Source organism: Streptacidiphilus fuscans, from assembly GCF_015690355.1.
In the GTDB taxonomy this organism is placed as follows: Bacteria; Actinomycetota; Actinomycetes; order Streptomycetales; family Streptomycetaceae; genus Streptacidiphilus; species Streptacidiphilus fuscans.
On sequence record NZ_JADPRT010000004.1, the window covers coordinates 531,255 to 551,120 of the forward strand.

The 19,866-nt window shown below is 70.9% G+C and carries 21 protein-coding genes and 1 pseudogene; 9 read left to right on the forward strand and 13 right to left on the reverse strand.

Annotation, left to right across the window (positions count from 1 at the left end; all coding sequences use genetic code 11):
- Window positions 1-106: 106 nt before the first annotated feature.
- On the forward strand, window positions 107-1,639 hold the full coding sequence (locus tag I2501_RS13100; protein ID WP_196194080.1) for a helix-turn-helix domain-containing protein: 1,533 nt from the start codon (window positions 107-109) through the stop codon (window positions 1,637-1,639).
- 38 nt (window positions 1,640-1,677) lie between these two features.
- Here I2501_RS13100 and I2501_RS13105 read toward each other — a convergent pair whose 3' ends face one another.
- The 6 genes from I2501_RS13105 to I2501_RS13130 form a co-directional block, all read right to left on the reverse strand.
- Window positions 1,678-2,166, reverse strand: a complete 489-nt coding sequence (locus I2501_RS13105) for a DUF5990 family protein (RefSeq protein ID WP_196194081.1) — start codon at window positions 2,164-2,166, stop codon at window positions 1,678-1,680.
- Window positions 2,163-2,885 carry an alpha/beta hydrolase gene (locus I2501_RS13110; RefSeq protein WP_328806345.1) on the reverse strand — a complete coding sequence of 241 codons (723 nt, stop codon included), beginning with the start codon at window positions 2,883-2,885 and terminating at the stop codon, window positions 2,163-2,165. The genes I2501_RS13105 and I2501_RS13110 overlap by 4 nt, the downstream gene beginning before the upstream one ends.
- 47 nt (window positions 2,886-2,932) lie before the next feature.
- Window positions 2,933-3,775, reverse strand: coding sequence for an ABC transporter permease (locus I2501_RS13115; protein ID WP_196194082.1), 843 nt, complete (start codon window positions 3,773-3,775; stop codon window positions 2,933-2,935).
- On the reverse strand, window positions 3,735-4,640 hold the full coding sequence (locus I2501_RS13120; protein WP_196194083.1) for an ABC transporter ATP-binding protein: 906 nt from the start codon (window positions 4,638-4,640) through the stop codon (window positions 3,735-3,737). The genes I2501_RS13115 and I2501_RS13120 overlap by 41 nt, the downstream gene beginning before the upstream one ends.
- Entirely contained in the window at window positions 4,637-5,089 is a 453-nt protein-coding gene (locus tag I2501_RS13125; RefSeq protein WP_196194084.1) for a MarR family winged helix-turn-helix transcriptional regulator, read from the reverse strand. The genes I2501_RS13120 and I2501_RS13125 overlap by 4 nt, the downstream gene beginning before the upstream one ends.
- A 154-nt stretch (window positions 5,090-5,243) precedes the next feature.
- Window positions 5,244-5,912, reverse strand: coding sequence for a LysE family translocator (locus I2501_RS13130; protein WP_196194085.1), 669 nt, complete (start codon window positions 5,910-5,912; stop codon window positions 5,244-5,246).
- A 113-nt stretch (window positions 5,913-6,025) separates the two neighbouring features.
- Between I2501_RS13130 and I2501_RS13135 the strand changes: the two genes are divergently transcribed.
- A complete protein-coding gene (locus I2501_RS13135; protein WP_196194086.1) occupies window positions 6,026-7,387 on the forward strand; it encodes an aminotransferase-like domain-containing protein in 1,362 nt (453 codons plus the stop codon).
- Between the two features lie 32 nt (window positions 7,388-7,419).
- Here the strand turns inward: I2501_RS13135 and I2501_RS13140 are convergent, their stop codons facing one another.
- From I2501_RS13140 to I2501_RS13150, 3 genes are all read right to left on the reverse strand, one after another.
- Complete coding sequence (locus tag I2501_RS13140) at window positions 7,420-8,613, reverse strand: cation:proton antiporter (RefSeq protein ID WP_196194087.1); 1,194 nt, start codon at window positions 8,611-8,613, stop codon at window positions 7,420-7,422.
- A gap of 107 nt (window positions 8,614-8,720) precedes the next feature.
- Window positions 8,721-9,098 carry a Zn-ribbon domain-containing OB-fold protein gene (locus I2501_RS13145; protein WP_196194088.1) on the reverse strand — a complete coding sequence of 126 codons (378 nt, stop codon included), beginning with the start codon at window positions 9,096-9,098 and terminating at the stop codon, window positions 8,721-8,723.
- Between the two features lie 141 nt (window positions 9,099-9,239).
- Window positions 9,240-10,010, reverse strand: a complete 771-nt coding sequence (locus I2501_RS13150) for a TetR family transcriptional regulator (RefSeq protein ID WP_236046172.1) — start codon at window positions 10,008-10,010, stop codon at window positions 9,240-9,242.
- A gap of 102 nt (window positions 10,011-10,112) precedes the next feature.
- On the opposite strand from I2501_RS13150, the gene I2501_RS13155 reads away from it, so the two are divergent.
- A complete protein-coding gene (locus I2501_RS13155; RefSeq protein ID WP_328806346.1) occupies window positions 10,113-11,264 on the forward strand; it encodes an acyl-CoA dehydrogenase family protein in 1,152 nt (383 codons plus the stop codon).
- Window positions 11,265-11,504: 240 nt separating this feature from the next.
- Here the strand turns inward: I2501_RS13155 and I2501_RS13160 are convergent, their stop codons facing one another.
- Entirely contained in the window at window positions 11,505-12,038 is a 534-nt protein-coding gene (locus tag I2501_RS13160) for an NUDIX hydrolase (protein ID WP_408022728.1), read from the reverse strand.
- A 63-nt stretch (window positions 12,039-12,101) separates the two neighbouring features.
- Window positions 12,102-13,019: pseudogene (locus I2501_RS13165) on the reverse strand (transcriptional regulator); the annotation flags it as partial.
- A gap of 74 nt (window positions 13,020-13,093) precedes the next feature.
- On the opposite strand from I2501_RS13165, the gene I2501_RS13170 reads away from it, so the two are divergent.
- The gene (locus I2501_RS13170) at window positions 13,094-13,705 is read left to right on the forward strand and encodes an SMI1/KNR4 family protein (RefSeq protein WP_196194090.1); all 612 of its coding nucleotides are present in this window, start codon (window positions 13,094-13,096) and stop codon (window positions 13,703-13,705) included.
- A gap of 90 nt (window positions 13,706-13,795) precedes the next feature.
- The gene (locus tag I2501_RS13175; protein WP_408022729.1) at window positions 13,796-13,996 is read left to right on the forward strand and encodes a 3-keto-5-aminohexanoate cleavage protein; all 201 of its coding nucleotides are present in this window, start codon (window positions 13,796-13,798) and stop codon (window positions 13,994-13,996) included.
- 353 nt (window positions 13,997-14,349) lie between these two features.
- Here I2501_RS13175 and I2501_RS13180 read toward each other — a convergent pair whose 3' ends face one another.
- Both I2501_RS13180 and I2501_RS13185 read right to left on the reverse strand, forming a co-directional pair.
- Entirely contained in the window at window positions 14,350-15,357 is a 1,008-nt protein-coding gene (locus I2501_RS13180; RefSeq protein WP_196194091.1) for a hypothetical protein, read from the reverse strand.
- Window positions 15,358-15,489: 132 nt separating this feature from the next.
- Entirely contained in the window at window positions 15,490-15,957 is a 468-nt protein-coding gene (locus I2501_RS13185; protein WP_196194092.1) for a MarR family transcriptional regulator, read from the reverse strand.
- A gap of 61 nt (window positions 15,958-16,018) precedes the next feature.
- Here I2501_RS13185 and I2501_RS13190 point away from each other — a divergent pair, with 61 nt between their 5' ends.
- The 4 genes from I2501_RS13190 (at window position 16,019) to I2501_RS13205 (ending at window position 19,848) form a co-directional block, all read left to right on the forward strand.
- Window positions 16,019-16,642 carry a non-oxidative hydroxyarylic acid decarboxylases subunit B gene (locus I2501_RS13190; RefSeq protein WP_196194093.1) on the forward strand — a complete coding sequence of 208 codons (624 nt, stop codon included), beginning with the start codon at window positions 16,019-16,021 and terminating at the stop codon, window positions 16,640-16,642.
- On the forward strand, window positions 16,639-18,117 hold the full coding sequence (locus tag I2501_RS13195; protein WP_196194094.1) for a UbiD family decarboxylase: 1,479 nt from the start codon (window positions 16,639-16,641) through the stop codon (window positions 18,115-18,117). Before I2501_RS13190 ends, I2501_RS13195 begins: the two co-directional genes overlap by 4 nt.
- Window positions 18,118-18,280: 163 nt before the next feature.
- Entirely contained in the window at window positions 18,281-18,976 is a 696-nt protein-coding gene (locus I2501_RS13200; RefSeq protein ID WP_328806347.1) for an alpha/beta fold hydrolase, read from the forward strand.
- Window positions 18,976-19,848, forward strand: a complete 873-nt coding sequence (locus I2501_RS13205) for an alpha/beta fold hydrolase (protein WP_196194095.1) — start codon at window positions 18,976-18,978, stop codon at window positions 19,846-19,848. The genes I2501_RS13200 and I2501_RS13205 overlap by 1 nt, the downstream gene beginning before the upstream one ends.
- The last annotated feature ends 18 nt before the right edge of the window (window positions 19,849-19,866 follow it).

The following is a 19,866-nucleotide window of genomic DNA, read 5'->3' on the forward strand; positions in this document are numbered from 1 at the left end:
GCTGGTCGTGTACTGACCGTCAAGGTTCACACTGGTGGCGGCAGCTGACGCGGCCCAAGCGGGGCGCGCGTGGTTGCTATCTCAGATCTGAGATAGTGTGACCCGTGTGACAGATGACTACCTCGTCCGTATCGGCAAGCTCATCCGTACCGCGCGCCAGCACAAGGGGTTGACCCAGGCGCAGCTGGCAGAAGCACTGACCACCAGTCAGAGCGCGGTCGTGCGGATGGAGCGCGGCCAGCAGAATCTCAGTCTTGAGATGATTGCCCGGATCGGCGACGCCCTGGACAGTGAGATCGTCTCGCTCGGCTACGCCGGGCCGATGCACCTGCGCGTCACCGGCGGACGCCGGCTGACCGGGTCCATCGACGTGCGCACCAGCAAGAACGCCGGAGTCGCGCTGCTCTGCGCGTCCCTGCTCACGACCGGCAAGACGACGCTGCGCCGGGTGGCCCGGATCGAGGAGATCTTCCGGATCCTGGAGGTGCTCACCAGCATCGGTGTCAAGGCCCGCTGGATCAACGACGGCACCGACCTGGAGCTGACCCCGCCGTCCCGGCTCGACCTGGACGCGATGGACGCCGACGCCGCCCGCCGCACCCGCAGCGCGCTGATGCTGCTCGGCCCGCTGATGCACCTGGAGTCGCACTTCAAGCTTCCCTACGCGGGCGGCTGCGACCTCGGCACCCGGACCGTCGGCCCGCACCTGGCCGCGCTGCGCCAGTTCGGCCTGCGGGTCAACGCCACCGACGGGCACTACCACGCCGACGTCGAGGCGGGCGTCGTGCCGACCCGGGCCATCGTGCTGACCGAGCGCGGGGACACCGTCACCGAGAACGTGCTGCTGGCGGCGGCCCGGCACCCCGGCGTCACGGTGATCCGCAACGCCAGCCCCAACTACATGGTCCAGGACCTCTGCTTCTACCTGGAGCGCCTCGGCGTCAAGGTCGAGGGCGTCGGCACCACGACGCTGACCGTGCACGGCGTCGAGCGGATCGACTGCGACGTCGACTACGCGCCCGCAGAGGACCCGGTCGAGGCGATGAGCCTGCTTGCCGCCGCCGTGGTGACCTCCTCCGAGCTGACGATCCGTCGGGTTCCGATCGAGTTCCTGGAGATCGAGCTCACCGTCCTGGAGGAGATGGGCCTCGACTACGACCGCGGCGACGAGTACCTGGCCCGCAACGGCCGCACCCGGCTGACCGACCTGACGGTCCGTCCGTCCAAGCTGACCGCCCCGGCGGACAAGATCCACCCGATGCCGTTCCCCGGCATCAACATCGACAACGTGCCGTTCTTCGCCGCGATCGCGGCGGTCGCGCACGGGGACACCCTGATCCACGACTGGGTCTACGACAACCGCGCCATCTACCTGACCGAGCTGGGCAGGCTCGGCGCGGACGTCAAGCTGCTCGACCCGCACCGGGTGCTGGTCCAGGGCCCGACCACGCGGTGGCGCGCGTCCGAGATGATGTGCCCGCCCGCGCTGCGCCCGGCGGTCGTCGTGCTGCTCGCGATGCTGGCGGCGGAGGGGACCTCGGTGCTGCGCAACGTCTATGTGATCAACCGCGGTTACGAGGACCTTGCGGACCGGCTCAACTCGATCGGCGCGCGGATCGAGACCTTCCGCGACATCTGATTCGATCGCTTGGTTCGATCGCTGGGGCGATCAGATGATCACTCGCTCGGGTCGGCCGCCGACCATTCGATCAGCGGTGGCACGACCCGGGCGCAGAGCGGGTTGCCCTTGGGGTCGGTGAGGGGGAGTCGGCCGACCAACGCGCCGCGGCGCAGTGCATCGGCGAGCACGTCGGCCGGGACGCCGCTCAGCATGATCTTCGCGCGCCGGAACAGCTTCGGCGGCTGCGGGTCCGGCATTCGGTCGACCCAGGAGAGGTAGACGAACCGCCCGCCGAGCCGGTTCTGGATGTAGGGGCCGGAGATCTCGCCAGACGGCGTGACCTTGCACGGCAGCGTCCAGGAGGCCGACGGCGCGTCACCCGGTTGCAGGTCGAGCAGTTCGGCCGGGCGGTCCCGGCGTTGGACGGCGACGTGGATGTCGTGCGCGCCCGGGAAGTCGGGGCCGACACCGCATGAGCGGCCGGGGAGGGTGTGGCCCTCGATGCGCAGTTGGAGAGAAGTGCGGGGACCCGAGGAGTCACTCATCGCGTGCTTCCCGGGTTCGGTGACCAGAGCGGGAGGGCGAGGTCGAGGCCCTCGCCGTCGTCGCCCGTCCGGGCCAGCGCCTTGGCGACCGGGTCGGGCAGTGGCCAGTGGCCGAGCAGTCCGCCGACCGTGAGCGCCGTCAGCCGGTGCCAGGCGTTGGCACGCCGCAGCATGGCGTGGTCGCTGCCGGGGATGACGCAGCGCGCCACCGACGCGCCCGCCGCACGCGCCCGCCGGGCGAGGTCGAGCGACTCGTCCGGCGGCGTGGTGCGGTCCACGTCGGAGTGGATGATGACGATCCGTCGGTCCGCGAGCTGTTCGACCGGCTCGCCGTGCGGGCACCACGGTGCCAGCGCGACGATCCCCGCCACCGACGGATGGCCGCCGACGCGCAGCGCCGCGCGCCCGCCCATGGAGTGGCCGAGCAGGATCACCGGCGTGGCCGCGCCGACGTCGCGGACTGCCAGTTCCAGCGCCCGCTCCGCGTCGACTGCGGCCTCCGCACGTGTGCCGTTCCAGCCCCGGTGCCGGTAGCGGACCTCGGCGACGGCGATCGTCTCGCCGAACGGCGCCCGCCGCACCGCGCGTTCGAACGGGCGCAGGCGCTGGATCGGCGGGTTCAGCCACGACGGCGGACGCTCGTCATGCTCCTCGCCGCCGTGCATGGCGAGCAGCACGGCGCCCGGTCGAGCCGGTCGTTCACGCCAGACGAGGGTCACCGAGGACTCCGCAACCGAGAGAAGAGGCAGGGACAGTTGAGGGGAGCCTACTTCGCCAGGCGGCCCATCAGCATCGAGGCACAGGTGACGCCCAGCGCGGTGGCCAGTGCCAGCACTCCGAAGTCCGTCAGCAGGTGGGCGGGCGTGCCCAGCAGCAGGCCCCGCAGCGCGTCGACCTCGTAGCTGAGCGGGTTGGCGCGGCTGATCGGCTGCAGCCAGCCCGGCATCACCGAGACCGGGTAGAGGGCGTTGGAGCTGAAGAAGAGCGGCATGGTGATCGCCTGCCCGATGCCCATCAGCCGGTCGCGGGTGCGGACGATCCCGGCGATGGTCATGGAGAGGCAGGAGAAGAACGCCGAGCCGAGGATGACCACGGCCGCGACGCCGATCAGCTTCAGCGGGTTCCAGGTCAGCGCGACGCCGAGGACGGCGGCGATCAGGATCACCACGACCGCCTGGACGACGGCCTTCACCCCGGCCGCGAAGGCCTTGCCGGTGACCAGCGCGGCCCGTGGCGTCGGCGTGACCAGCAGCTTGGTGAGCACGCCGGAGTCGCGCTCCCAGATGATCATGATGCCGTAGAAGATGGCGATGAACATCGCCGACTGGGCGATGATCCCCGGTGCCAGGTAGTCCAGGTAGGGGATGCCGCCGGTAGGGATCGCCCGGATGTGGGTGAAGGTCTCGCCGTAGATCAGCAGCCAGAGGGCCGGCTGGACGGCGCGGGTGTAGAGCTCGCTCCGGTCGTGCCGCAGCTTCTGCAGCTCGACCATGCACATCGCCCCCACCCGGGCGAGCAGCAGTCGCCAGGCCCGCCGCGCGGGCGGCGGGGTGAGCAGCAGGCTGAGCTCAGCGGACGCGGTTCGCGGCGGCGCGGGTGCGACGGACATCCTTGAAGTTCCCTCCCTCGTCGGTGCGTTCGCCGCCCACCAGGCCGGCTCCGGCATGGTGGCGGAACACGTCTTCCAGGCTCACCCGGTCCAGGTCCGCGTCGGTCTCGGCGGCCAGGTCGGCGCGCAGCTGCTCGGGCGTGCCCTCGGCGCGGATCGTGCCCTTGTGCATCAGGGCGATCCGGTCGCAGTGCTCGTTGGCCTCGTCCATGTAGTGCGTGGTGACCAGCACGGTCATGCCGGTCGCGGCACGGACCTGGCCGATGCACTCCCAGACGCTGGCGCGGGCCAGCGGGTCAAGGCCGATCGTCGGCTCGTCCAGGATCAGCAACTTCGGTGCGCTGACCAGGGCCTGGGCGAGTTCGAGGCGACGGACCATGCCGCCGGAGTAGGTGGCGGCCAGCCGGTCGGCGACGTCCAGCAGGTCGACGGCGCTCAGCGCCTCGGCGACGCGGGCGCGGCGCTCGGAGCGGGAGACGTCGAAGACGCGGGCGAAAAGCTCGACGTTCTCACGGCCCGTCAGGCCGCCGTCGGCGGAGAGCTGTTGCGGCACGTAGCCGAGCATCCGGCGGACCCGCATCTTCTGGGTCGCGCAGTCGAGGCCGAAGACCTCGATCTTCCCGGCCGGGACCGGCAGCAGCGTGGTGATCGCGCGGATCGCCGTCGTCTTGCCCGCGCCGTTCGGACCGAGCAGCCCGAAGGCCTCGCCCTGGCCGACCTGCAGGTCGATGTGGTCGACGGCCTTGGTGGTGCCGAAGGAGTAGTCGAGTCCCGTGCAGCGCAGGGCCGGTGGCACGGCACCGGCCGCCGGGTCGGGCGGGGGTATCGGCCCCTGCTCGGGAAGGGTGGTCGCGGTCTCGGTCATGGCGCGCTCTCCTCACGCAGTCCCTCGGCCAGGCGGCGCAGCGCGGGCAGCGCCGCCGTGAGCGCCTGGTGGTCCGAGTCGTCCAGGCGGTCCAGCTGCTCGGTCAACACCGCACCGCGCCGCCGGTCCCAGTCGGTCAGGCGGACGACCGCCTCCGGCTCGGGGTGCAGCAGTGCCGCGCGCCCGTCCTGCGGGTCGGGCTCGCGGCGCAGCAGACCGGCCTTGACCAGCTGGTTGACGAGTGTGGACACCGAGTTGCCCGCGAGGAACAGCTCCTGGGCGGCCTCGCTCACGCGCAGGCCAGGACGTGCGACGACCAGGCGCAGCAGTTCGGTCTGCGCCCCGCGCAGCCGCGGGTGCGGCGTCTGGGACTGGAGCCTGCGCCGGACCTGCCGCTGGATCGCGGGCAGCAGCTCTGCCAGTTCGGCGATGGGATCTTCGATGGTCACGCTTCAATTACCTCTCAGTGAGAGGCAAATGTCCAGAGGCTGGGGAGCTGAAGATCGTAAGAGCGGATCGTAAGAGCCTGGCGGCGGGTTGACTGGCCGTGCGGAGACTGTGTGACCACCTGTGTGACCGCTCGCGCGGCGACTGCGCCACCGCCTATGCGACCGCCGCGCCCGCCCGGTCGGCGGCGATGTGCACGGCGAGGGCGGCCAGCACGGTGCCCATCACGTAGCGCTGGACGCGAAGCCAGGCCGGCCGCCGGACGAAGAACGCGGCGATGGCGCCCGCGCCGAGCGCGATCAGGCCGTTGACCGTGATCGCGATGGCGATCTGGGTCAGGCCCAACACCAGGCTCTGCTCGGGGACGTGGCCGCGGGACGGGTCCACGAACTGCGGGAGCAGCGAGATGTAGAGGATCGCCAGCTTGGGGTTGAGCAGGCAGGTCAGGAAGCCCATCCCGTAGAGGCGGCGCGGCGGGTCGGCGGGCAGGTCCTGGGGCGCGAAGACGGCAGTGCCGCCCGGACGGACCGCGCTCCAGGCCAGCCAGAGCAGATAGGCGGCGCCCGCCAGCTTGATCGCGGTGTAGAGGAGCGGGACGACGGCGAAGACCGTGGCGATCCCTGCCGTCACGGCGGCCAGGTAGACGAAGAAGGCGGTGCCGACCCCGGCCAGCGATACCAGCGCGGCGTGACGGCCCTGGGTGATCGAGCGGGAGACCAGGTAGATCATGTTCGGTCCGGGGGTGAGCACCAGGCCCAGGGCCACTGCGGAGATGCCGAGTTCGGCGTGGAGGGTGACGGCGTGCAAGGCGGCGACTGCGTCCATGGCCCGAGGCTAGGGTGGGGCGAGAGCTCGGTGCAATAATTATCTTGCCCTCGGTGCAATAGTGGCTGATTGTGCCGCGTGTGCCGCGCTCAGCCGGGAAGGGAGAGCACAGCATGACGGACGGGGGAGCGGGCGACGACTACCGGCTGATCGCCGACGAGTTCGCCGCCGCCATCGCCGACGGACGCCTGCGCGCAGGGGACCGGCTGCCGCCGCAGCGGATCTTCGCGAAGCGGCGCGGCGTCGCCGCCTCGACGGCCGGGCGCGTCTACGCGGAGCTGGTCCGGCGCGGCCTGGTGGTCGGTGAGGTCGGACGCGGCACCTTCGTCCGCGCGGCTCCCGCGGTGCCGGGCGCGGGCCTTCCGCTCGGCGAGCCGTCCCGGGCCCGGATCGACCTGGAGCTCAACTACCCCGTCGTCCCTGGGCAGTCCGTGTTGCTGGCGGAGGGCCTGACCCCGCTGCTCCGCGCCGACGCGCTGGACGCCGCGCTGCGTCCGGCCCGCGCGGCCGGGACGCCCGCCGCGCGGGAGGCCTTCGCCACGCTGCTGGGGACAGGCGCGCGTTGGCGTCCCGATCCGGAGTCGCTGCTCTTCGCGGTCGGCGGGCGGCAGGCGATCTCGGCGGTGCTCTCCGCGCTGGTCGCGCCGGGCCAGCGGCTCGGCGTCGAGGCGCAGACGTATCCGCTGGTCAGGGCCATCGCGCAGCGGCTCGGCATTGTGTTGGTGCCGCTGGCCATGGACGAGCACGGCATCCTGCCGGAGGCGCTGTCCGCCACCCACCGCTCGTCGCCGCTGCGCGCGGTCTACCTGCAGCCGCGCGTGCAGAACCCGCTCGGCGTCACCATGCCGGAGCAGCGACGGGCGTGTCTGGCAGGGGAGTTGGACCGCCTGGACCTGTACGCCGTGGAGGACGGGATCTGGTCCTTCCTCGAGCCCGACGTCCCGCCGCTGGCCGTGCTCGCGCCGGAGCGGGTGGTGCTCGTCGACAGCCTCTCCAAGCGCCTCGCCCCCGGCCTGAGCACCGGTTTCGCCGTCGTGCCGGACGCGTTGCGCCCGTCGGTGGCGACCGCGCTCCGCTCGGGCGGCTGGATGCCGAGCGGCTTCGCCCTGGACGCGGCGGTGCGCTGGATCGGGGACGGCACGCTCGCCCGCATCGCCGACCTCAAGCGGGCGGACGCGACGGCACGCCAGCTGCTGGCGCGCGAGCACCTCGCCGGGCAGACGCTCCGTGCGCACCCGAGCTCGTACTTCTGCTGGTGGGAGCTGCCGTCGCTGTGGCGGGCCGAGACCTTCGTCGCGGCGGCAGCGCGCGAGGGCATCGGCATCACGCCCGCGGCGGCCTACGTCGCGGGCGACCGCGCGGCACCCGCGGCGGTCCGGATCGGCCTCGCGTCGCCGGAGCTGCCGGTGTTGGCGCAAGCCTTGGACACGCTGCTCCGCATCGCCCGCAGCACGCCGGAGGAGTACGCGGACTGACGGACGGGATGGACTCGCGGTCGGACGGGCCGTCAGGCAGGAGCGGGCGCACTCGGCTGGTCGCCTGAGCCGCTGCCCGAGTCGGCCGCGCTTCCCGCGCTCCCGGCCTTGCGCGCGGCGAGGGCGCCTGCGACGGTCGCCGCGCCGATGCAGATCAGCGCGCCGAGCAGCAGGGCGGCGGCCTCGCCGGGCGCGAGCAGGTGGAGCTGCGTGCCGAGCGTCGCCGCCGCGACCGGGACGCCGAGTTGCGCGGAGGCCAGCACGCCGTAGGCCACCGGCTGCCCGGTGAGGCGCATCAGTCCGTGGGCGACCACGGAGGAGACGCCCAGCAGCACGCCGAGCAGGATCGCCGACGGATGGTCGACGAGCTGGCTGAGGTCGAGCGAGGCCCCGAGCCAGACGAAGAAGAGCGGCCCGAGGAAGCCCTCCGAGAGCGCGAACAACTGCTTGGCCAGCCGCCGGGGTTCGCCGGTCCCCGCGACGGCGAGGCCGAAGGAGAACCCGGCCAGCATGATCGACACATGCGTGTGGGTCGCCAGCGCCGCCAGCGCGAACAGGATGGTCAGGCTGATCCGCAGCTCCAGGGCGAACTTGCGGTGCTGGGACAGCCGGTGGATCCGCCGCCGCAGGCCCGAGCGCTCTCCCTGGCGCAGGATCAGGAAGACCACCAGCGCGCAGGCCAGGACCGCCACCGCACCGACCGCCGCGCGTGCGGCGTGCGCGGGGTCCACGGCCAGCGGCAGCGCGACGATGCAGAGCGTGTCGGCGAGCGCGATCTGCGGCAGCAGCTCCAGCGTCTGCGGGCCGCCGAGCCGGAGCGAGTCGATGATCGGTAGGATCAGCGCGGCCGACGACGAGGCGATCAGCACCGCGTACATCGCGGTGTGCCCGGTGTGGAAGCCGCGCGAGAGGGCGAAGGCCGGGCCGACCGCGATCGCGCCGATCGCCGCGGCCCGAAGGAAGCCCTTGCCCAGGCCGCTGCGCAGCGCCTGGTCGCGGACCGGGACGTGCGCCCCGGCCACGAACATGATCAGCGCGAAGCCGATGTCGGCGAGGAAGGCGAAGGTCGGGTTGCTCGCGTCCAGGTAGCCGAGGAACGTCGGCCCCAGCACCACGCCGGCGACCAGTTCGCCCAGCACCACCGGCAACCGCCACTGCGTCGGCAGCGCCAGCAGGGGGCCGAGCAGCGCGACCGCCGAGATCACCGCCAGGGTCGTGAAACTCACGTCGCGTCAGCCTCCGCCGGCGCTTCGCCGGTATCTCCGTCGATATCTCGCAGATATCTCCGCCGATATTGAGTGAGGAGCTTAACCGGGCGGCGCGGCGGCTCGCGTCAGGCGCAGGCGCGGAAGATCGGCAGGTGTCCCTGGTCAGCGGGGTCGGCCAGGCGGACCCGGGTGCCCTCGGGCACGGTGCCGGGCAGCGCGTCGTCCAGGGAGGCCTGGACGGTGAAGCCCTCGTCCATGACGACCAGGCAGTGCGTCTCGTAGAAGCCGAACTGTCGGTGACGCGGCGTCAGCACCCGGTGCACGGTGCCGGTTCCGGCGCTGACGCGCTCGACCAGCTCCGGGCAGCCGCAGATCGGGCAGAGCAGCGCGGCCCGTCCGGTGGCCGAACCGCACCAGGGGCAGCGGTGGTAGCGCAGCTCCGGCTCGTCGCACGGCAGGTCGGCGAGAGGCGCGAGGGACGGCAGGGTCAGGGTTGCGGGCATGAGGGCTCCAGCGAACGGTGAGGGGAGGACGTTCAGCGGCTGATGCCACGCCGACTGTATGGCACTGAGTGCCTCCCGTAAAGGCACTCAGTGCCCTCGCCCGCTTCGCCCGGTTCGTTCCCTTGCTCTCGGGTGCTTCGCTCAACTGCCGCCGAGCGCATCCTCCACGTCGCGGACCACCCGCCACAGCGGCGTGCCCTTGCGGGCCAGCAGCACCACGACCTCCTCGTCCGGGTTTTCGCCCCTGACACCGCCGCCGCTGACGCTCGCCGCACCGCCGGCATCAGCGCTCGCGTCGCGCGGCTCCGCCGTGTCGGAGAAGGCGCGCGCGACGTAGCCGAGCGCCTCGTTCATCGCCGCCTGCACGTCGCCCTCGCCGTCCGCGCGCAGCCACGTGCGCAGGGCGTGGTTGTGCGCGGCGACCACGGCCGCCGCCACCACGTCCGCCCGCAGCGCGCCGTCGGCACGTCCCGCGCCGCGCTCGCGCAGGTGCTCGGCGAGCGCGAGCTCGTAGCGCCAGACGACGGAGAGTTCGTGCGCGCGCAGCCCTGGGACCTCGCGGGTCAGCCGGTAGCGCTGCACCGAGAAGAGCGGGTCGGCCGCGTACATCCGCAGCACCAGCCGGGCCGCCTCGCAGACTTGCTGCACCGGATCGCCGTCGGCGGGGGCGTCGCGCAGGTACTCGGTCATCTCGACCAGGCAGCCCTCGTGGTCGGGGAAGACCACGTCCTCCTTGCTGGGGAAGTAGCGGAAGAACGAGCGTCGGCCGACGCCCGCGAGGGCGACGATGTCGTCGATGGTGGTCTGCTCGAAGCCCCGGTCGAGGAAGAGCTGGAAGGCGGCCTTGACCAGCGAATCCCGCATGGTCGGAGCCGGTTTGGTCGCGTCTGCTCCCGCTGCTGCTGCACCCATGTGCAGAACGTAACACTGGAACCCGGCACTGAGCTCCCCATGGGGGGTACTGAGTGTGCATAATCGAGGGTACTGAGTGCCATCACCTTCTCGGGAGCCACCGTGAGCGCAGACTTCGACCTGTACCAGATCTCCGAAGAGCACCAGATGCTCCGCGAGACGGTCCGGTCCCTGGCCGAGGCCAAGATCGCCCCGTTCGCGGCGGATGTCGACGAGCACGCCCGGTTCCCGCAGGAGGCGCTCGACGCGCTCACCGCCGCCGAGCTGCACGCCGTGCACGTCCCGGAGGAGTTCGGCGGCGTCGGCGCCGACGCGCTGGCCACCGTCCTGGTGATCGAGGAGGTGGCCCGCGTCTGCGTGTCCTCCTCGCTGATCCCGGCCGTCAACAAGCTCGGCTCCCTGCCGGTCGTGCTGTCCGGCTCCGAGGAGCTCAAGCGCAAGTACCTCTCCCCGCTGGCCGCGGGCGAGGGCATGTTCTCCTACTGCCTCTCCGAGCCGGACGCGGGCTCCGACGCCGCGGGCATGAAGACCCGCGCGGTGCGCGACGGCGACTTCTGGGTGCTCAACGGCGTCAAGCGCTGGATCACCAACGCCGGCGTGTCGGAGTACTACACCGTCATGGCCGTCACCGACCCCGAGAAGCGCTCCAAGGGCATCTCCGCCTTCGTGGTCGAGAAGGGCGACGAGGGCGTCTCCTTCGGAGCGCCGGAGAAGAAGCTCGGCATCAAGGGTTCGCCGACCCGCGAGGTCTACTTCGACAACGTCCGCATCCCGGCCGACCGCATGATCGGCGCCGAGGGCACCGGCTTCGCCACCGCGATGAAGACCCTCGACCACACCCGCATCACCATCGCCGCCCAGGCCCTCGGCGTCGCCCAGGGCGCGCTGGACTACGCCAAGGGCTACGTCCAGGAGCGCAAGCAGTTCGGCAAGGCGATCGCCGAGTTCCAGGGCATCCAGTTCATGCTCGCCGACATGGCGATGAAGCTGGAGGCGGCCCGTCAGCTCACGTACGCGGCGGCGGCCAAGTCCCAGCGCGTCGACTCCGACCTGACCTTCTTCGGCGCGGCGGCCAAGTGCTTCGCCTCCGACGTCGCCATGGAGATCACCACCGACGCGGTCCAGCTCCTCGGCGGCTACGGCTACACCCGTGACTACCCGCTGGAGCGCATGATGCGCGACGCGAAGATCACCCAGATCTACGAGGGCACCAACCAGGTCCAGCGCATCGTCATGGCGCGCAACCTGCCGTAACAGCACGTCAGCAGCTATGCGTAGGAGGGCCCTGCCGATCTCTCGGCCGGGCCCTCGGCGTATCAGAATGCTGCGTTGGCACCGCGCCCGCTCGGGCAAGCCAAGGCGCCCCCGCCGCCTGCCACGCAAGGGCGGCCCCAACCGGACCGCCACCCTGCCGTTTCGTCCCGCCGACGGCCCGATCACGGTGCCGACGTGCTACCCGGACGTTTCCCGGCAGCAGTCCCGCGTGATCCAGCGTCAGCGGCACCGCCGCTTGTGCAGCAGGAGCAGCGCGGCGACCGCGTTCGCGGAACGGATCTCGCCCTTCTCGACCATCTCCGGCACCCGAGCCAGCGGAACCCACTCGCGGCGCTCGGATTCGAAGTCGTCCTGCGGGTGACCGACGTACTCCGCGCCCTCGGCCCAGAACACGTGGTGCCGGGCGTCGGTGAGCCCGTTCGACGGCTCGACAGTGAGCAGCGGGTGCAGAGGGCCGATGCGCCAGCCGGTCTCTTCCAGGAGCTCACGCGCGGCGGCCTGCTCGATGGTCTCGCCGTCGTCGACGACACCGGCCGGGAGCTCCCAGCCCCAGGAGTCGGTGATGAACCTGTGCCGCCACAGGAGCAGCACCTCGTCGTCCGCGTTCACCGCGGCGGTCAAGGCGACGGGGCGTAGCCGCATCAGGTAGTGGTCGAGGTGGCGTCCGTCTGGGAGCTCAACGTCAGCAAGGTTGATCTTGAACCACTGGTTCGCGTAAACCGTCTGTTCGCCGAGGTTCTTCCACACCGACACGCCCGTGCTCCCGCCCTTGCCACCCGGTTCTGGTGGCCCCGACGCTACCGCAGCCGCCTGCGGCTACATGGGTACGGACAGGGAAGCGTCGATTTGCTCGACGACATCTGTCGCCGCCCTGCCGCCGTTGCGGACCAGCTTGAGGCGCAGCGCGAGGAACGGGTCCCGGAGCCGCTGCGACTCCATGCCCGCCGCGGCGTCCAGGGCCTCGACGGCGTGTGCCGCAGCCTGCTCGGCGTCACCTCGGCCGAGGTCCACCGTGGTCAGGGTCGCGAGGCGGTGCACGCGCCCGCGGGCGTGCGCCTGGGTGCGGACGGCCTCAGCGGCGTAGGTGTGCGCGGGACTCCAGTCCTCCATGCTGATGAGTGCCTCCGCGAACTGCGCCTCGACCAATCCCGGCTGCACGTACCCCGTCTCCGGTGGCTCCTCACGCGTGCCGATACGGGCGGCGGCCTGCTCGGCGCGTTCCATGGCCCGGCGAGCGCTGCCGATGTCGCCCATCCGGGCGAACGCCTTCGCCTGCATGGCGTGTAGGTCCGTCGCCAGCGCCGGGCTGATGTGGGCCCCCGCCGTGCGCAGGCCTGCCTCGGCGAACGCGACAGCCTGGCGGTAGTCCTTGAGAAAGACAGCCTGGTTGACGAGCAGCGCGATGACGTAGCCGCCGAACGCCCGGTCCCCGGAGGCCTTCGCGAGGCGTAGCGCGTGATGGAAGTAGCGTTGCGCCAGGCCCTGGGCGTCACTGTCGTAGGCGCAGATCCCGGCGATCGCGGCTAACCCGCCGGACGCGCGGTAGAGCTCCCGGCCGACCTGGTCGCTGTAGCAGCCACGCAGCAGCGGTGCAGTGTGCCCGGTCAGGAACCCGACGACACGACCCTTGGTCGCGACCCCGCCGGCGGACCGATACATGTGCTCGTACCGGGTGCGGGCGGCTCGCAGCATGTCCACGTCCGTCGTGTTGGCCATGGGTGGCGGGCCTGGGCTGGCAATCTCGCCTTTCCAAGGCCTTGTACGCTGTCGCCTCATCCTCGACCGAGAGCGACCAGCAGGAGGGCAGCATGCCGAACGCCCTGAGCCAGCTCGCGAAGCTGTTTCCGCCCCCTGCTGTGCCGGTGGCTTCCCCTCCGTGGGAGCGGTCCCGGGCAGAGATCGGCATGGACTTTCCGTCGGACTACCGGGCCTTCGTCGACCTCTACGGTGCGGGCGGGTTCGGCACGCCTGATTCTCTGGCCTGCCACGTGCACGCACCCACCTCATGTCTGCTTCCGGGACGGCACGAGACCGGCTTCAAGGGCTACGTCGAGTGGCATGCCTCGGAAATGGACGACCTCTTCGGCTCGGAGCTGGACGAGGAAGACGACACCAAGCCGGCGTACCGGATGTTCCCGGAACGCGAAGGCCTGCTGATCTGGGGCGAGAACGAGCAGGGCGACCTGTACTTCTGGCTCACTTCGGATGGCGATCCCGATCGGTGGCCGGTGGTGATGTGGGCGCGTGGGCTCGTGACTACCTATCGGTTCGAGATGGGTATGGTCGACGTTCTGCTCGGGAGCGCACGAGGCGAGATCCCGAACGTTCGGGCGATGCGCTCCCCACAGCGCCGTTGGACGATGAAGTCCGACTGGCGTCACGACCGACTGAGCATCTCCGCAGGCCCGGCGTCCGGCTAGGCGATTGCGGCGCTCGGGGCACCGAGGCCACCCCCGCGGGACGCGCTCCACGCCGCAACTGGCCTGCTGGATGAACTCAAAGCGGTTGCCGTGCCGATTCTCTTGCACGGTGAAGACGCCAGCGCCTGGCCGATCCTGCGACTTGCAGCCTCCCGCCGCCTGGATGCCCGTATCGGCTTGGAAGATGTCCTCCATCTCCCCGACGGCACCTCCGCCTCAGGCAACGCCGCCCTCATCCGCGCAGCACGCCAGATCATCCAGCACACACCGCAGTTGGATGAATCAAGCTGATTAGGCAGGCCGGGGCTTGTAGAAGGTGCCGTCGCGGACCCAAGAGCCAGCCAAAGTAGCCCGGGACTTGGACGCTGGTGGGGGACGGCCACGACGAGGAGGACTGGGTCTTTCGCCGGCGGGTCGAAGCAACAGACGACCGCGAGAGGCATTTCTGCTGGTCAGGGCCTTGGCTTGGGCCAAAAGCCCGGGCCGAGGAACCCCACCTCGAAGACCACCCAGATCTACGAGGGCACCAACCAGGTCCAGCCCATCGTCATGGCGCGCAACCTGCCGTAGGGATAAAAGAGCAGGTCAGTGGCCTGATTGCGTCAGTCGAACAGGCGCCCTTCCGAGCCCGGAAGGGCGCCTGCTCAGTCGCTACCACGCCGAGAACCTTGCCCGGGCCAGATGTCGGGGTGGTCGTCCCAATGGACCTCGGCCGGGTTCTGGGGATCGACGTCGGGGCGCTCCTGGGTCACGTGGCGGACGAACTCGGCCTGGGTGGCGCACGGGTAGGGCTGGCCGACGGAGCCGTTCGCGCGCATGACGCGGACGTACCGATACCGCAGGTTCGGGATCAGGGCGGAGACCTGGACGGGGCAGTCGGGGTTGGGCCAGGTGGTGTGCTCGGTATGGGACCTGGTGCGGACCCGACGGGTCGGCGGCGGCGGGAGGGGAAGGTCGCCGAGGCCGGGCGGCAACAGGGCGGGTGCCTGCTCGGCGGGGGGATCGGGCCAGGTCACGTCGAGCACGGTGGCGCTGCCGACGGCTCGTTCCCCGTCGCGCATGGTGATCACATCGCCCGGCATCAGGTTGTGCCAGTCCGCTTCGTCCAGGGGGAGCAGCCGTCCGAAGGCTCGGCCACCGCTGCGAAGGGGCTCGTCGCCCTCCTCCAGCCACAGCGCCGCCACGCGCACCGCGCGGTAGCTGCTGACGGCCTGCTCGCCCAGGTCCCACTGGGGTTGCAGCCCTCGTCCCGGTGGGATCGGCGCGATGCCGGCGTCCGTGACGAGGGTGAGCTCGATGCGCAGTTGCCCGCGAAGCGCCTCGGTGGTGCGCCAGCGGTACCACTCGGCGTCGGGTTCGCCGGGCAGTTGTTCGGCGGCGTCGGTGAGGAACTCCCAGAAGCGCGACGGTGCGGGGTACTGGTCCGCGGCTTCGGCGAGGGCACTCAGGGCGGCAGCGTGGTCGCCCTTGGCGACGAGGGCACGGGCGACTTCGGCTCGGCCGCTCGGCAGTAGCTCTGCGGCGGATTCGAGGACGTCTTCGATGTGCACGTCCGGCCCCTGTTCGGTTCGGCTGTGGTCAGGATCGGTCGTGGCCGGTGCAGGGACGTGGCCGGAGGGTTCCTGCGGCGGCGGGCCCGGCTTCGCGGTCACGGCTCAACCGTAGCGACTCAGGCACCACCTCCATGACCACCCGGATCTGATTGCGTTCGTCGCGAGGGCCCCCTTCCGCTCCGGAAGGGGGCCCTCGCGCGTTGCTGCGGGACGGCTGCGCGGGGGCGCACGTCAGGAGTCGGGCTGCAGCGAAGGCACGTCTCCGAGCCTGCGCAGAAGCAGTACGAGGCGGCGCATGTCGTCCGGGCCGAAGAGTTGCTCAAGGTCTTCGATGAGCCGGGCCATCTTGGGGGTGGCCTCGTTCAGGCGTGCCCGCCCGGCGTCCGTCAGCGTGACGATACGGCGGCGGCGGTTGGTCGGCTCGACGGCCTTGCTGACGAGTTTCTGGGTCTCCAGCCGGTCGAGCAGGGTGCTCAGGGTCGAGCGGTCCATGGCGGCGAGGGCGCCGAGAGCGGACTGGTCGAGCGAGCCGTGCTCGTCGAGCAGGGCCAGCACCGCGTACTGGGGCGTGGTCAGTTCCTGGAAGTGCTGCTGCCACATCGTGGTCCACGCCTGCATGCCGCGCCGCAGCTGGTGCGGCAGGGCGTCCTCCACCTTCATCTCGTTCTTCGTCCCGTCCGGGGTTGTCTCCGTAGCCATGAACCGATTATATTCAGTACACAGACGCTCAGTCCACTGAAGGTTGTAGAAGGAGACTAATATGCGGCTCATCGTCGGGATGACCGGGGCGACGGGGGCCGTGCTGGGTGTGCGGCTCCTGGAGGAGTTGCGCGACCAGGACCATGTGGAGACCCACCTGGTGCTGTCCCGTTGGGCACGGGCCACCATCGAGCTGGAGACGGGTCTGAGCACCCGTGACGTGGCCGAACTGGCCGACGTCGTGCACACCCCGGACGACCAGGGGGCGTCCATCTCGTCCGGCTCGTTCCGCACGGACGGGATGGTGATCATCCCGTGCAGCATGAAGACGCTCGCCGGGATCCGCACCGGGTACGCGGACGGCCTGGTCGCCCGCGCCGCGGACGTCACGCTCAAGGAACGCCGCAAGCTCGTCCTCGTGCCCCGCGAGACCCCTCTCAGCGAGATCCACCTGGACAACATGCTCGCGCTCGCCCGCATGGGCGCCTCGATCGTGCCGCCCATGCCCGCCTTCTACAACCACCCCGCGACAGTCGACGACATCGTCGACCACATCGTGGCGCGCGTCCTGGACCAGTTCGACATCAAGGCTTCCCGAGCCCGGCGTTGGGAGGGCATGCGCTCCGCAGCCACCCACCGGCCCACGGCGCAGGGAAGGAACGTCAGAGAGGAAGTTTCACGGTGAACCGCCACAAGGATCTCCGCGAGTACATCGCGGCACTCGAAGCCATCGGCGACCTCACGCGCGTGCGGCGCGAGGTCAGTTGGGACCTGGAGGCCGCCGCCATCACCCGCCTGGGGTGCGAGCGCACCGCCCCCGCCTCGTTGTTCGAGAACGTCGCCGGCGTCGAGCCGGGCTTCCGCCTGTTGGGCGGGCCCGCGGCGCTCAGCTCCGTCCCCGGAAAGCCGCTGGCGCGCGTCGCCCTGTCCCTGGGCCTGTCCCCGGACCTGACCCCCGCTCAGCTGGTGGACCACCTCGTCGAGACCCGCGACCTGCCGCCGGTGCCGCCGAAGCTGGTCTCGCGGGACGAGGCCCCGTGCAAGCAGAACGTCCTGACCGGTGACGACGCCACGCTGGACCGCTTCCCCGTGCCGCGCGTGCACGAGCAGGACGGCGGCCGCTACGCCAACACCTGGGGCGTCCTGGTCGCCCGTACTCCCGACGGCGGGTGGACCAACTGGTCCATCGCCCGGGTCATGATGATCGACGGCAAGCACATGACCGGCATGGTCACGCTGCCCCAGCACATCGCCCTCGTCTGGCAGGAATGGGTCAAGATCGGCAAGCCCATGCCGTACGCGCTCGTCCAGGGCGGCGACCCGGCGATCCCCGTCGTGGGCGGCATCTCGATCCCGGAGGGCATGGACGATGCCGGCTACATCGGCGCGCTGTACGGCGAGCCCCTCGAAGTCGTCACGTGCGAGCTGTCCGACCTCAAGGTCCCCGCGAGCGCGGAGATCGTGATCGAGGGTCACCTGTCCGTCGAACGTACCGCCGTCGAGGGCCCCTTCGGGGAGTTCGCCGGCTACATCCCCCTGGAGACGGCTCTCCAGCCCGTCTACACCGTGGAGTGCATCACCCACCGCGACGACCCGATCTGGCCGATCGTCCCCGAGGGCCGCCCGGTGGACGAGTACCACACCGTCACCGGCACCGGCATCGCCGCCGAGGTCCTCCACGACCTGCGCGCCGCCGGCCTCCCGATCACCACCGCCTGGTCCCCGCTGCGCGCGGCGACCCACTGGCTCGTCGTCACCGTCCCCGAGAACTGGCGAGAGCTGCTCCCCGGCGTCGACTCCCAGGAGTTCACCCACCGGATCGGGAAGGTCGTCAACGAGGAGGCGCGCACCGGAAGGCTCAACTCGCGGATCTTCGTCTTCGACGACGACATCGACCCGGCCGACGACGCCGACCTGCTGTGGGCCCTGGCCACCCGCATCCACCCCACCCAGCGGGCCGAGACCTGGAACGGCTTCGTCTTTCCGCTGCTGCACTGCTACCTCGACAGCGAACGGGAGGCCGCGACCGGCCCCGTCGTCGTCCACGACGGGCTCGAACCCGCCCGCGGACAGGGACGCATGCCGCAGAGCTCGTTCGCCGAGGCGTACCCCGCCCACATCCGCCAGCGTGTCCTCGACCACTGGGACACCAACGAGTAGCACCCACACCCGCACAAGCCCCGCCCCGCCTCGCACCACCGGTGGCCGTCCCGGTCGAGAACGTTCGCGGGAACGGCCCTGGAAGTACGTCATTTGACGCAATCGACGGCGAGGTCCCGCTGTCTACCGTGGCACTGACTCCCACTCAGATGGAGGAAGTGCTGTGAGCGCAGGTCAGGAAGCCAGGAACGTCGTGCTGGTGCACGGCGGGTTCGTGGACGGGTCGGGCTGGCAGGGCGTCTACGACGCGCTGGCCGAGCAGGGGTACCGGGTGGCGGTGGTGCAGAACGCGACGGTCTCGCTGGCCGGGGACGTCGCCGCCACCCATCAGGTGCTGGACGGTCTGGACGGGCCCGCCGTGCTGGTCGGCCACTCCTACGGCGGGGCCGTCATCTCCGAGGCCGGCAACCACCCCAACGTGGCCGCCCTCGCCTACATCACCGCGTTCGCGCCCGACAAGGGCGAGTCGGTGAACACGCTGATCGCCGACCCCGCGCCAGGCGCGCCGGTGCCGCCCATCCTGCCGCCGCAGGACGGCTTCCTCTTCCTGGACCGGGAGAAGTTCGCCGCCTCTTTCGCCGCCGACGTCCCCGAGAGGCTGGCCGCGTTCATGGCCGACTCCCAAGTGCCGTGGGGCCTGGAGGCACTGGGTGGCGTGGTCTCCGAGCCGGCTTGGCGGACCAAGCCGTCCTGGTACCTGGTCGCCGCCGACGACCGCATGATCCCGCCGCCCGCGCAGCGCGCCATGGCCGAGCGTGCCGGCTCCACCGTCAGCGAGGCCCCCGGCAGCCACGCGATCTACGTCTCCGACCCGGCGACCGTGGCCGCGGTCATCGTCCGTGCTGCGGGAGGCAAGTGATGGCCGACGACCTCACCCGCCGCAGAGTGCTCGCCACCGGCGCGGCGCTGGCCGGATCGGCCGCCGTGATCGGGCAGTTCGCCGCTGCTTCTGCGGCTTCTGCCGCCTCCGCCACCTCCGCCGCCGAGGCACCCCGCAGTGGTGGCGGCAGCCCCGCCGCGAAGCCGACCGTCGTGCTGGTGCACGGCGGCTACGCCGATTCGTCCTGCTGGAACGCCACCATCCAGGAGTTGCAGGACCAGGGCTACACCACGGTCTGCGGGTCGAATCCGCTGCGGGGTATCCCGACCGACGCCCCGTACATCGGGAGTCTGCTCGACTCGATCAGCGGGCCGGTCGTGCTGGTCGCACACTCCATGGGCGGCACGGTCATCACGAACGCCGCCGCAGGGAAGGCCAACGTGAAGGCGTTGGTCTACATCGCCGCGTTCGTGCCCGACGTGGGCGAGACGCAGGGGGAGCTCATCACCAAGTTCCCCGGCAGCGAGGTCGAGCCGGTCAGCGTGCCGGTCCCGTACACGAAGGCCGACGGCACGACCGGAACCGATCTGTACCTGAGCAAGGACGGCCAGGCGGCCTTCGCGGCCGACCTCACGACCGCTGCCTTCCGGGTCCTGCAGGCCACGCAGCGGCCGTTCGACGCCGACTCGTTCGTCTACCCGACCACGGCGGCAGCCTGGAAGACGATCCCGTCGTGGGGGCTGGTCGCCGGACAGGACAAGGCGATCCCGCCGGCGTGCGAGCGCTGGATGTACAGCCGCGCGAACGCGCGCAAGGTCGTCGAGGTGCCGCTCTCGTCCCACGTCGCGATGATCAGCCACCCGAGGATCGTCGCCGATCTCATCGTGGAGGCCGCCGAGGCGATCAGCTGAACGGACCTAATCCAGGCC